Origin of the sequence: Microbacterium sp. (assembly GCF_047607225.1) — a bacterium.
Classification (GTDB): Bacteria; Actinomycetota; Actinomycetes; order Actinomycetales; family Microbacteriaceae; genus Microbacterium.
The window spans coordinates 42,254-54,729 of sequence record NZ_JASGDO010000048.1 but is presented as its reverse complement, the minus strand read 5'-3'; the positions used below and the strand labels follow the sequence as shown (position 1 = coordinate 54,729).

General features: G+C 69.3%; 9 protein-coding genes. 4 read left to right on the top strand and 5 right to left on the bottom strand.

The window, feature by feature from the left end; genetic code table 11:
- Positions 1–92: 92 nt before the first annotated feature.
- From QM591_RS10085 to QM591_RS10070, 4 genes are read left to right on the top strand one after another with little or no spacing between them, the layout of a single operon-like run.
- Entirely contained in the window at positions 93–1,442 is a 1,350-nt protein-coding gene (locus QM591_RS10085) for an extracellular solute-binding protein (protein WP_415132146.1), read from the top strand.
- Between the two features lie 7 nt (positions 1,443–1,449).
- Positions 1,450–2,400, top strand: coding sequence for a carbohydrate ABC transporter permease (locus QM591_RS10080; RefSeq protein WP_415132144.1), 951 nt, complete (start codon positions 1,450–1,452; stop codon positions 2,398–2,400).
- A gap of 1 nt (position 2,401) precedes the next feature.
- Entirely contained in the window at positions 2,402–3,259 is an 858-nt protein-coding gene (locus tag QM591_RS10075) for a carbohydrate ABC transporter permease (RefSeq protein ID WP_415132142.1), read from the top strand.
- A gap of 52 nt (positions 3,260–3,311) precedes the next feature.
- Positions 3,312–6,350 (top strand): alpha-mannosidase, encoded by a 3,039-nt coding sequence (locus QM591_RS10070; protein WP_415132140.1) that lies wholly within the window; start codon positions 3,312–3,314, stop codon positions 6,348–6,350.
- 161 nt (positions 6,351–6,511) lie between these two features.
- On the opposite strand, the gene guaA is transcribed toward QM591_RS10070, so the two are convergent.
- Genes guaA through QM591_RS10045 form a run of 5 tightly spaced genes read right to left on the bottom strand, consistent with a single transcriptional unit; the run spans position 6,512 to position 12,394 of the window.
- A complete protein-coding gene (gene guaA, locus QM591_RS10065; protein WP_415132138.1) occupies positions 6,512–8,095 on the bottom strand; it encodes a glutamine-hydrolyzing GMP synthase in 1,584 nt (527 codons plus the stop codon).
- Positions 8,092–8,616 carry a DUF3817 domain-containing protein gene (locus QM591_RS10060; protein ID WP_415132136.1) on the bottom strand — a complete coding sequence of 175 codons (525 nt, stop codon included), beginning with the start codon at positions 8,614–8,616 and terminating at the stop codon, positions 8,092–8,094. Before QM591_RS10060 ends, guaA begins: the two co-directional genes overlap by 4 nt.
- 10 nt (positions 8,617–8,626) lie before the next feature.
- The gene (locus QM591_RS10055; RefSeq protein ID WP_415132134.1) at positions 8,627–9,532 is read right to left on the bottom strand and encodes an SURF1 family protein; all 906 of its coding nucleotides are present in this window, start codon (positions 9,530–9,532) and stop codon (positions 8,627–8,629) included.
- The gene (locus QM591_RS10050; protein ID WP_415132188.1) at positions 9,532–10,650 is read right to left on the bottom strand and encodes a GuaB3 family IMP dehydrogenase-related protein; all 1,119 of its coding nucleotides are present in this window, start codon (positions 10,648–10,650) and stop codon (positions 9,532–9,534) included. Before QM591_RS10050 ends, QM591_RS10055 begins: the two co-directional genes overlap by 1 nt.
- 55 nt (positions 10,651–10,705) lie before the next feature.
- Complete coding sequence (locus QM591_RS10045; protein ID WP_415132132.1) at positions 10,706–12,394, bottom strand: ABC-F family ATP-binding cassette domain-containing protein; 1,689 nt, start codon at positions 12,392–12,394, stop codon at positions 10,706–10,708.
- Positions 12,395–12,476 lie beyond the last annotated feature (82 nt).

Sequence of the window (12,476 nt, the reverse complement as noted above, 5' to 3'; positions counted from 1 at the left end):
GTTGCGCGACGCCTCTTGATCTTTTAATCCATTTGGTTTAGAAAAAGACCGACGCGCAGCGCACCGCGCGGACGACAGCAAAGGAGCTTGGAATGAAGAGATCGATGACGACTCTCGCCCTCATCGGCGCGGCCTCCCTCACGGTGGGTCTCGCGGGCTGCGCCGACACCGGTGGCGGCGGAGCAGACGACGACACCATCCGCGTCGCGTACCAGAAGACCGCGTCGTTCACCGCGATGGACGAGCTCATGAAGAAGGCGAAGGAGGAGTACGAGGCGGCCCACGACGGCAAGACCGTCGAGCTCGTGCCGATCGAGGCCGAACAGGACCAGTACTTCACCAAGCTCGCCCTCATGAACGGATCTCCCGACACCGCCCCCGACGTGATCTACGAAGACACCTTCCAGATCCGCTCGGATGCCGCCGCCGGCTACCTGCAGCCGCTCGACGACTACCTCGGGGACTGGGACGGCTGGAGCCTCTACGACGACGGAGCCAAGCAGGCGGGCCTCGGCGACGACGGAAAGACCTACGGCGTCTCGCTCGGGACCGACACGCGCGGCCTGTACTTCAACAAGGACATCTTCGAGGCCGCCGGCCTCCCGACCGACTGGGCCCCCACGAGCTGGAACGACATCCTCGACGCCGCACGCACGATCAAGGCCGCCGACCCCGACGTCATCCCGCTCAACATCTACGCCTCCCGCGCACTGGGCGAGGCGACCTCGATGCAGGGGTTCGAGATGCTGCTCTATGGCACCGGTGACGAGCTCATGGACACCTCGACCAACAAGTGGGTGACGGGGTCGAAGGGGTTCGCGGACGCTCTCGGGCTCTACCAGACGATCGCACAGGAGAAGCTCGGCCCCGACCCCGCCGAGGCTCTGGACGCCGGCTGGGGATCGAAGGTGAGCACCGAGCTCCTCCCCCAGGGCAAGCTCGCGATCGCACTGGACGGCTCCTGGCTTCCGAGCAACTGGATCTCGGGCGACAACGAATGGCCGCAGTGGCAGGAGACGATGGGCTTCGCCGCCATGCCGACGCAGAACGCCGGCGGGTTCACGTCGATGTCGGGCGGCTGGACGCTCGCGATGGGCGCCAACGCCTCCGACCCACAGGCCGCCTTCGACTTCATCGCGCAGGCCCTCACTCCCGAGAACGCGCTGATGTACCACCAGGAGGCAGGGCAGATCGCAGTGCGGTCCGACGTCGCCGAGAGCAAGGAGTACCTCGACTTCAACCCGTCGTTCGAGTTCTTCTCCTCGCTCGTGCCCTACACGCACTTCCGTCCCGCGACCCCGGACTACTCGCAGATCTCTGCGAACATCCCCGTCGCCACGGAGAGCGTGTTCACCGGGCAGGCCTCCCCCGCCGACGCTCAAGCACAGTACGACTCGGCGCTGATCGGGATCGTCGGCGAAGAGAACACCCAGGCGGGCTGAGCACTCCATGACCGCCGTCGCCTCCCGCGGTCCGATCGAGCGTGGCCGGGGCTCTGCTCCCCGGCCACGCTCCGGCCCCCGCTCCTCGACCTCCCGGCGCACGCTCGGTCGCGTGCTCCCGCTCCTGCCCGCGGTGCTGCTGCTGGCGGCGTTCATGCTCGGGCCGATCGTGTACTCCCTCTACGGGTCTCTGACCGACCGCGCGATGACGGGACCACGAGCGGCGAACCCGCAGTTCGTGGGCCTCGACAACTACGCGCAGCTGTTCGCCTCACCGGAGTTCTGGAGCTCGCTCGGGCTGACGGTCGTGTTCATCCTCGCCTCCGCCGTCATCGGTCAGAACGTCCTGGGGATGCTCCTGGCGGTACTGCTGCGCAGCGCCGTGAAGCCGCTCCGTTCGCTGGTGGGCGGCCTCGTCGTGCTGGCCTGGGTCCTGCCCGAGATCGTGGCGGCCTTCGCCCTCTACGCCTTCTTCTCCAAGGACGGGACCCTCAACGCCGTCCTCGGCTGGGTCGGACTGGAAGGCACCAGCTGGCTGTACTACTTCCCCCTGATGTCGGTGATCGTCGCGAACATCTGGCGTGGCACGGCGTTCTCGATGATGGTCTACAACGCCGCGTTGTCCGAGGTGCCGCCGGAGTTGACCGAGGCCGCGACGATCGACGGCGCAGGAGCGTGGCAGCGGTTCACCCGGGTGACCCTGCCGGTGATCCGCCGGTCGATCTCCACCAACCTGCTGCTGACGACCCTTCAGACGCTCGGGGTGTTCACCCTCATTTGGGTGATGACCGGCGGCGGCCCGGGCACGCAGTCCTCCACCCTCCCGGTCCTCGCCTTCCAAGAGGCGTTCAAGTTCGCCCAGGTGGGGTACGGCACCGCGATCGCGACGGTGACCCTCCTGATCGGGGCGGTGTTCTCGATCGTCTACATCAAGATCCTCAAGCCGGAGGTGGACTGACATGGCTCGTCGCACCAGCGCCGTCAGCGTCGCCGCTCCCCGTCGACGGACCCAGACCGTGATCGCCTCGGTGATCCTCGCCGCGATCGGAGTCCTCTTCCTCGTTCCCCTTCTGTGGATCGGGTTCGCCTCGTTCAACGGCAATGCGACCGTGTCGATGACCCTCCCCGAGACCTGGACGCTGGACAACTACCGCCAGGTGATGACGTGGGAGCTCACGTGGCAGCCGCTGCTGAACTCCATCGCGATCTCCCTCGGCACGGCGGTGATCACCGTCGTCGCCGGCGTCCTGGCCGCCTATCCGCTCTCCCGCTACCGCCTGCGGTTCCAGCGGTCGTTCATGTACGCGATCCTCTTCGGCACGGGTCTTCCGATCACCGCGATGATGGTGCCCGTCTACGCACTGTTCGTGAGCCTCAAGCTGCTGGACTCCGTCTGGGGCGTGATCCTCTTCATGGCCGCGACGTCGCTGCCGATGGCGATCTGGATGCTGAAGAACTTCATGGACTCGGTGCCGATCTCCCTCGAAGAGGCAGCCTGGGTGGATGGCGCGAGTTCCATGACGGCGCTCCGGCGCGTGGTCCTCCCGCTCATGCGCCCGGGCCTCGGGGTCGTGTTCATCTTCGTGTTCACGATGGCGTGGGGGAACTTCTTCGTCCCCTTCGTCCTCCTCTTCTCGGCCGACAAGTTCCCCGCGGCCGTGTCGATCTTCAACTTCTTCGGTCAGTACGGATCGATCGCCTACGGGCAGCTCGCCGCGTACTCGGTGCTGTATGCGACGCCGATGGTCATCCTGTACGTCCTCGTCCAACGACTCTCCGGCGGCGCCTTCGCGCTCGCCGGCTCGGTCAAGGGCTGAACCGGCGACGTCTTCCCGACCCCTCTCCGATCTCGAAAGGCAACACCTCACCATGCATGACCGTTCCACGCTCGCCGAGCTCCGGGTCGACCGCTTCCTCCGCGAGCGTCTGCAGGCCTCCCTCTACCGCGCCGCACAGCCACTCGAGCTCGCACGCTGGGAGGCGGCGGGAGAACCCGTGGACTTCGCCGAGGCCGTCGGCGGCACCTATGAGCCGATCGCGGCGGGCGAGCGCTGGGGCCGCCCGTGGGGCACGACGTGGTTCCGTGTGCAGGGACGGGTTCCCGAGGACTGGCTCGACGCCGAGGGAAGACTCCCCGAGGCCACGCGGGCGGAACTGGTCGTCGACCTGGGCTTCACCACCGGGCAGCCGGGCTTCCAGTGCGAGGGCATGGTGTGGACGACCGACGGCAGCCCCCTCCGCGGCATCGCCCCCCTCAACAACGCGGTCGTCGAAGCCGTGGGCGCCGACGGGTCCGTGGACGTCTACATCGAAGGCGCCTCGAACCCCGACGTCGGGAGCCTCTTCACGTTCGACCCGACCCCGGTCGGCGACCCCGCCACCGCCGGGACCGACCCGATCTACACGCTGCGGCACGTCGATGTCCGTCTGCGCGACCTGGACGTGACGGCGCTCCTGGCCGATACGCGGGCCCTGCGAGGCCTCGTCGGCCAGCTGGATGCCGGCTCACCCCGTCGCGCGACCATCCTGCAGGCGCTCGAGCGCATGATCGACGCCGTCGACCCGCACGACGTGGCCGGCACCGCCGCCGCGGGGCGAGCGGTGCTGGCCCCCGTCCTCGCCTCGCCTGCCACGGCGAGCGCCCACACCCTGCACGCGGTGGGGCACGCCCACATCGACTCCGCCTGGCTCTGGCCGGTTCGGGAGACGGTGCGCAAGGTCGCCCGCACCTTCTCGAACGTCCTCTCGCTCATGGAGGAGGACCCCGACGTGGTCTTCGCCGCGTCGTCGGCGCAGCAGTACGCCTGGATGAAGGAGTACTACCCCGACCTCTTCGCGCGGATCCGCCGTCGGGTGGAGGAGGGACGTTTCGTACCGGTGGGAAGCATGTGGGTGGAATCCGACACCAACATGCCCGGAAGCGAGGCGATGGCGCGCCAGTTCATCGCCGGAAAGGGGTTCTTCATCCGCGAGTTCGGCCTCGACACCCCGGAAGTGTGGCTCCCCGATTCGTTCGGCTACACCGGGGCTCTGCCGCAGATCGCACGCGCGGCCGGCGCACGGTGGTTCCTCACGCAGAAGACCTCGTGGAACGAGACGAACCGGATGCCTCATCACACCTTCCAGTGGGAGGGGATCGACGGCACGCGCCTGTTCACTCACTTCCCCCCGGTCGACACGTACAACTCCGTGGTCTCGGCGGCCGAGCTCGCGCACGCGGAACGGAACTTCGCCGACAAGGGTCGCGCCTCCGTCTCTCTCCTCCCCTACGGCTACGGCGACGGCGGAGGCGGGCCGACGCGGGAGATGGCCCACGCGATCGCACGGACGGGTTCGCTGGAGGGGTCGCCGAAGGTGGTGCACAGCTCGCCCCGCCGGTTCTTCGAGACCGCCGAAGACGAGTACCCCGATCCCGAGGTGTGGGTCGGCGAGCTGTACCTCGAGTTCCACCGCGGCACCTACACGAGTCAGCTGGCCACGAAACAGGGCAACCGGCGCAGCGAGCACCTCCTGCGCGAGGCCGAGCTGTGGGCCGCGACCGCGACGGTGCGCACCGGTGCCGACTACCCGGCGGAGCGCCTGGCCCGCGCGTGGGAGACGGTTCTGCTGCAGCAGTTCCACGACATCCTCCCCGGGTCTTCGATCGCGTGGGTCTATCACGACGCCGAGCGCAACTACGCCGCGGTCGCGCGCGAGCTGGAGGACGTCATCGAGTCGAGCCTGCGTGTCCTCGCCGGCGAGGGCGACCGCGTCGTGCGGGCCAATGCCGCCCCCCACGGTCGCGAGGGCATCCCCGCCCTGGGCGCGACGGCATCCGGTGCGCCAGGGCGCGTCGCGCCACGGGCCGACGGTGAGGGCTGGGTGCTCGACAACGGCGTCGTCCGCGTCAGGGTGGACGGCCGGGGCCTCATCGTGTCCGCCGTCGACCTCGCGACCGGGCGAGACGCGGTCGCTCCCGGCGCGGCGGCGGGCCTCCTGCAACTGCATCGGGACACCCCGACGCAGTGGGACGCATGGGACGTCGACGTGCACTATCGCGAGACGGTGACCGACCTGACCGAGGTCCACGACCTTCGGGTCGACGATGACGAGATCGTGGTCGAGCGCCGGTTCGGGTCGTCGCGCGTCACGCAGCGGATCGCGCTGGATGCAGGCTCCCGCACCGTGTCGCTGTCGTTCGACCTGGACTGGCAGGAGACGCAGAAGCTCCTCAAGCTCGCCTTCCCCGTCGATGTGCACACCGGCGTCGCGACCAGCGAGATCCAGTTCGGGCACATCGATCGAGCAACGCACACCAACACGTCGTGGGACGCCGCCCGCTTCGAGACCGTCGCGCATCGCTGGATCCGCGTGGCGGAGCCGGACTTCGGCGTGGCGGTGGTCAACGACTCGACGTACGGACACGACGTGACCCGTGCCCCCCGCGGCGAAGGCGGAGGGACGGTCAGCATCGTGCGGCTCTCGCTCATCCGTTCGGCGCTGTTCCCCGATCCGACGCAGGACCGCGGTGAGCACCGCCTGCACGTGGGCCTCGTCGTCGGCGCGGACGTCGCCGATGCGGTCACCGAGGGCTACCGCATCAACCTTCCCGTGCGGACGATCGTTGCTGCCGGGGCCGAGATCGATCCGCTCCTGACCGTGAGCGATCCCGGGGTCGTGGTGGAGGCGGTCAAGCTCGCCGAGGACGGCAGCGGCGACGTGATCGTCCGGCTCTATGAAGCGCTCGGCGTGCGGGCGACCGCGACGGTGACGGCATCGTTCGCCGCGACGGGCGTCGTCGAGACCGATCTCCTCGAACGCGAGCTCCCCGCCGCCGCACTGACGTCATCGGCATCGGGCGACGGTGGCCGCTCGGCAAAGCTCGAGCTGCGCCCGTTCCAGATCGCGACCCTCCGCTTCACCCGCTGAGTCCAATCCGCTACTCCCCTCATCCAGCCCGCCAGGGGCGTTCACACCGGTTGGCAGGCGAAGTGATTCGCCCTCGGGGAGCAATCGGGGCAGGGGTCCCCGCTCTTGCTCCCCGAGGGCGAATCACGCAGCCGGTCCCCCGAGGGGACGACCGCCGCAGGTCACTCCCACTCGATGGTCCCCGGCGGCTTCGACGTGACGTCGAGCACGACCCGGTTGACCTCGCGCACTTCGTTGGTGATGCGGTTGCTGATCTTCGACAGCACGTCGTAGGGAAGTCGGGTCCAGTCGGCCGTCATCGCGTCTTCGCTCGAGACGGGGCGCAGCACGATCGGGTGCCCGTACGTGCGGCCGTCCCCCTGCACCCCCACCGAACGGACGTCGGCGAGAAGCACGACGGGGCACTGCCAGATCTCGCCGTCGAGGCCGGCCCTTGTCAGCTCCTCACGGGCGATGGCGTCGGCGTCACGCAGGATCTCGAGACGGTCAGCGGTGACCTCACCCACGATCCGGATGCCGAGGCCGGGCCCCGGAAAGGGCTGACGGCCGACGATCGCCTCGGGCAGGCCCAGCTCACGGCCGATCGCCCGCACCTCGTCCTTGAAGAGGGTGCGCAGGGGTTCGACGAGCTCGAACTGCAGGTCCTCGGGCAGGCCACCGACGTTGTGGTGGCTCTTGATGTTCGCCGTTCCGGTTCCGCCGCCCGACTCGACGACATCGGGATAGAGCGTCCCCTGCACGAGGAAGCGGATCGGGTCGCCCTCGGCGGCCGCTTCGGCGATGAGGTCGGCCTGCACCTTCTCGAAGGCGCGGATGAACTCGCGCCCGATGATCTTGCGCTTCTGCTCGGGATCGCTGACACCGGCGAGGGCGTTCAGGAACGTCTCTCGGGCGTCGACCGTGATCAGGCGCACGCCGGTGGAGGCGACGTAGTCGTTCTCGACCTGTTCCCGCTCCCCCTTGCGCAAGAGGCCGTGGTCGATGAAGACGGCCACGAGCTGGTCGCCGACGGCTTCGTGCACCAGGGCCGTCGAGACGGCGGAATCGACACCGCCCGACAGGGCCGACAGGACGCGTCCGCTGCCCACCTGGGCACGGATCTTCTCGACCTGCTCGGCGATCACGTTTCCGCTGTTCCAGTCCGACGGCAGACCCGCGGCCTTGTGGAGGAAGTTGACGATCACCTCCTGCCCGTGGTCGGAGTGCTTGACCTCGGGGTGCCACTGCACGCCGTAGAAGCACTTCTCGTCGCTGCCGAAGGCGGCCACGGGGGTCGCCGCGGTGGAGGCGAGCACCTCGAACCCGTCGGGAGCCTGAGCGACCTGGTCACCGTGGCTCATCCAGACGTTCTGCTCGGACGGCTGGCCGCCCAGGAGAACCCCGCCGTCGTTGGCGACGACCGCGTCGGTCGCACCGTACTCCCGCAGCCCCGTGTTGGCGACGATGCCGCCGAGCTGCTGGGCCATCACCTGGAAGCCGTAGCAGATGCCGAGGGTCGGGACACCGAGTTCCAGCACGCCGGGGTCGAGCGAGGGCGCCCCGGGCTCGTACACCGACGACGGCCCTCCCGAGAGGATGATCCCCACGGGGTTCTTCGCCGCGATCTCGCTCGCGGTCGCGGTGTGCGGCACGATCTCGCTGTACACGCCCGCCTCGCGCACCCGGCGGGCGATGAGCTGGGCGTACTGGGCGCCGAAGTCGACGACGAGGACGGGCCGCTGAGCGGTTTCGGTCTGGGTGGTCACCGGGGGCCTTCCGACGCGGGAACGGAGGAGACGGCCGCCGCTTCGGCTTCGCGGCGCGCGAGGTAGCCACGCACCTCCCGCGCGACGCGCGTCTCCATGATGAACGAGAGCAGGGGCACGATGCCGCCGAGCGCGAGGAGCACGAATCGCAGGAACGGCCAGCGCATGAGGCTCCAGATGCGGAAGCACGCGAAGAGATACACGACGTAGAACCAGCCGTGCGCGATGAGGATGAACAGTGAGATGTTGAATCCGTCGCCGGCCGAGGTCATCTCGCAGCCGTTGCCCCCGGGGATGAACAGCGAGAACCACTCGCAGCCGGGGCCGGCGATGACGGGGGCGAACCAGAGCAGACCTCCCGAGCCGCCCGCGAACAGCTCGACGTGCAGCGGCGTGTACTTGAGCACCATCTCCGTCACGAGCAGGAGCAGGCCGATTCCGGTGATGATGGAGGCGATCTGGTAGAACTTCAACGCCCCGCGGATCGCCGGGAACGCGGCGAGTTTCGGCTGTGCGGGCATGCCCTCCACTCTAGTCGGCGGCAGGTGGTGCCCCGGCCGCCGCTGCCTGTCCTTGGGCCGCGCGGGCGTCCTCGAGCGCCTCGACCTCCTTCTCCCACGCGTCGCGGGCCAGGCGGTACCACATGTAGAAGGCGAAGCCTGCGAACACGGCCCACTCGACGGCGTAGAAGATGTTCAGCCAGTTGACGTTGGACAGCTCCGTGGGCGCCGGCGAGTCGATCGCGACGAGTCCGGCAGGCGGGTCGATCGGACCGAGCGCATCGATGTCGGCGACGAGGAAGGGGCGGTAGACCTCGAGCCCCTCGATCGGGTGCCATTGTCCGAGCAACGCCGCCGGGGACATCGTGGTCATCTCGGTGATCGGGGCACCCGGCGCGGGCACGCGCGGGCCCTCGTCGGAGATGAGCCGGCCGGTGAGGGTGAAGGGGGCCGCGTCGATCCTCGCCAGCTCCGCTGCGATCGATCGCGCGGCAGCGTCGGCCTCGGCCCGGGTCGCGGTCCACCCGAGGGCGACCGCGAGGGCGGTGGGCTGCTCGGTGCCATCGACGAAGAAGCGGGCCGTCACCCAGAACCCTTCGACACCGTCGTTGAACCGCGACGAGACGACCAGCAGGTCGGACTCACCCCAGCCCCCCGTCACCTCCACGCGTTGACCGACGAGCGGCTCGGGGAGGTAGGCGCCCGGCTCGACCACGTCGTCGATGGGCTGGACCTGCTCGGTCGCGCCCGGCGGGGGCGGATCGGTGTCGATCGCGCGTTCCAGTTGCCATTGCCCGAGCCAGGCGAAGATCCCCGCCACGGCCAGCGCGAACACGAGCATGCCGATCCACCACGGACGCAGCATCACTTCCCGCAGGGTGGGCGGGAAGACCTCGGGAAGGTCGGGAGCGAGCGTGGAGGGCGAGGAAGAGGCCATCAGTGCGAGGAGTAGGGCGCGACGACCACCTCGACGCGCTGGAACTCCTTGAGGTCGGAGTAGCCCGTCGTCGCCATGGACTTACGGAGGGCACCGATGAGGTTGGCGGTGCCGTCGGCGACGGGAGCCGGGCCGTAGAGGATCTCTTCGAGGGGCGCCACCTGCCCCACCTCCACGCGGCGACCGCGCGGGAGCTTGGGGTGGTGTGCCTCGGGTCCCCAGTGGAAGCCGCGGCCGGGCGCATCGATCGCGCGCGCGAGGGCGACGCCGAGCATCACCGCGTCGGCGCCCATCGCGAGCGCCTTGACGATGTCGCCCGAGGTGCCGACACCGCCGTCGGCGATGACGTGGACGTAGCGTCCGCCAGATTCGTCGAGGTAATCCCGTCGCGCCCCTGCGACATCGGCCACCGCGGTCGCCAGCGGCGCGTGGACCCCGAGCGTCGCGCGAGTGGTCGAGGCGGCTCCCCCGCCGAAGCCGACGAGGACTCCCGCCGCGCCCGTGCGCATGAGGTGGAGGGCCGCAGTGTAGGTGGAGGCCCCGCCGACGATCACCGGCACGTCGAGGTCGTAGATGAACTTCTTGAGGTTGAGCGGCGCAGTGTCGCTGGACACGTGCTCTGCCGAGACGGTGGTGCCGCGGATGACGAACAGGTCGACGCCGGCCGCCACGACGGTCTCGTACAGCTCCTGCGTGCGCTGCGGAGTGAGCGCCCCCGCGACGGTCACACCGGCGTCGCGGATCTCGGCGAGCCGGTCACGGACGAGCTCGGGCTTGACGGGTGCTGCGTAGATCTCCTGCATCCGCCGCGTCGCGATCTCGGCGGGAAGCGAGGCGATCTCTGCCAGCAACGGCTCCGGGTCGTCGTATCGCGTCCACAGACCCTCGAGGTCGAGCACGCCGAGGCCGCCGAGCCGTCCGAGCATGATCGCCGTCTGCGGGCTCATGACGGAGTCCATCGGCGCCCCCAGAACGGGGATCTCGAACCCGAACGCATCGATCGACCAGGACGTCGAGACGTCTTCGGGATTGCGGGTGCGACGAGAAGGCACCACGGCGATGTCGTCGAACGCGTACGCGCGGCGGGCGCGCTTGGCGCGGCCGATCTCGATCTCCATGCTCACGCCCCCAGCCTACCCGTCGCCGCCGCGGGAGCCGCGGGCGGTGGACGCCTCACCGCGCACGCGCGACGCGTCTCTCGTCCCAGACCGGCTCCGGCGCCTCGTAGACGAGGCCGTCCGATCCGAACACGAGGAACCGGTCGAACGATCGGGCGAACCATCGGTCGTGCGTGACGGCGAGGACGGTGCCCTCGAACGACCCGAGGGCGGTCTCCAGCGCTTCCGCCGAGACGAGGTCGAGGTTGTCGGTGGGCTCGTCGAGGAGCAGAAGGGTGGCCCCCGACAACTCCAGCAGAAGGATCTGGAACCGGGCCTGCTGCCCGCCCGACAGGCTCTCGAAGACCTGCTCGGCCTGCCGGACCAGTCCGTAGCGATCCAGGGCCGAGCTCGCGGCCTCATGGGCGAGCCCCGCTCGCGCGTCATCCCCGCGGTGCAGGATCTCCAGCAGAGTCCGCCCGGTGTAGTCGGGGTGTTCGTGGGTCTGCGCGAACCACCCCGGCGTCACCCGAGCGCCCAAGATCGCTCGGCCGTTGTGCGCGACCGGCTCGAGGCGACCCCCGATCTGTGTGACGTGTCCGAGCGTCGGATCGGGATCGGTGCCGCCGGAGGCGAGCAGCCGGAGGAAGTGCGACTTGCCCGATCCGTTGGAGCCCAGAACTGCCACCCGGTCGCCGAACCAGACCTCCAGATCGAAGGGTCGCATGAGTCCCGCGAGCTCGAGACGCTCGGCGACGACGGCGCGCTTGCCCGTGCGCGCCCCGCGCAGACGCAGCCGCAGGTTCTGCTCGGGCGGGCGTTCTTCGGGAGGACCCGCCTGCTCGAAGCGCCGTAGCCGCGTCTGGGCGGCTCGATACCGCGAGGCGAAGTCGTCGCTCGCCGCGGCCTTCACCCGCATCTCGGCGACGAGTCGCTGCAGTTTGGCGTGCTCCTCGTCCCATCGTCGGCGCAACTCCTCCAAGCGCTCCATCCGATGCGTGCGCGCCTCGTGATACGTCGCGAAGCCCCCGCCGTGAACCCACGCCGTGCTGCCGGATGCCGTGACCTCGAGAGTCACGATGCGGTCGGCGGCCCGAGCGAGCAGTTCGCGGTCGTGCGAGACCAGCAGCACCGTCTTGGCGGACTCGCGCAGTCGCTCCTCCAACCAGCGCTTGCCCGGCACGTCCAGATAGTTGTCGGGCTCGTCGAGGAGCAGCACCTCGTCGGGCCCACGCAGGAGAGCCTCGAGAGCCAACCGCTTCTGCTCGCCTCCGGACAGCGTGGCGAGGTCGCGGAAGCGGGCACGCTCGTAGGGGATGCCGAGCGCCGCCGTCGTGCAGGTGTCCCACACTGTCTCGTGCTCGTAGCCACCGGCTTCGGCGTAGTCTGCGAGCGCTTGCGCGTACGCCAACTGCGTCGCGGTGTCGTCGTGCTCGATGATGGCGTTCTCGGCGGCCTCCAGCGCGCGAGCCGCCTGGGCGATACGGGCGGGCGCGACGGCGACGAGAAGATCGTGGACCGTCTCGCCCTCCGCTCCGTGGCCGATGAACTGGTCCATGACGCCGAGTCCCCCGGTCACCACGATCGCGCCCTCCGGTGCGGCCAGTTCACCCCGGATGAGGCGCAGCAGCGTGGATTTCCCGGCACCGTTCGGGCCGATGAGTGCGGTCGTGGTGCCCGAGCCCACACGGAATGTCACGGCATCCAGAAGCGGGTGCCCGTCCGGGAGGACGTACGACACCGCCGATACGTCGATGTGGCCCACGAGCGATCCTGTTCTGCCCCGGCCGGTCGCGCAGAGCCGACCAGTCTATCGGACCGGACCACCACCGCTCGATCGAGGCCGG

What these genes read in the sequence shown, in the direction of transcription:
- QM591_RS10085 (WP_415132146.1), top strand. Translation starts at nt 93, where the DNA reads ATGAAGAGATCGATGACGACTCTCGCCCTCATCGGCGCGGCCTCCCTC.
- QM591_RS10080 (WP_415132144.1), top strand. Translation starts at nt 1,450, where the DNA reads ATGACCGCCGTCGCCTCCCGCGGTCCGATCGAGCGTGGCCGGGGCTCT.
- QM591_RS10075 (WP_415132142.1), top strand. Translation starts at nt 2,402, where the DNA reads ATGGCTCGTCGCACCAGCGCCGTCAGCGTCGCCGCTCCCCGTCGACGG.
- QM591_RS10070 (WP_415132140.1), top strand. Translation starts at nt 3,312, where the DNA reads ATGCATGACCGTTCCACGCTCGCCGAGCTCCGGGTCGACCGCTTCCTC.
- QM591_RS10060 (WP_415132136.1), bottom strand. Translation starts at nt 8,616, where the DNA reads ATGCCCGCACAGCCGAAACTCGCCGCGTTCCCGGCGATCCGCGGGGCG.
- QM591_RS10055 (WP_415132134.1), bottom strand. Translation starts at nt 9,532, where the DNA reads ATGGCCTCTTCCTCGCCCTCCACGCTCGCTCCCGACCTTCCCGAGGTC.
- QM591_RS10050 (WP_415132188.1), bottom strand. Translation starts at nt 10,650, where the DNA reads ATGGAGATCGAGATCGGCCGCGCCAAGCGCGCCCGCCGCGCGTACGCG.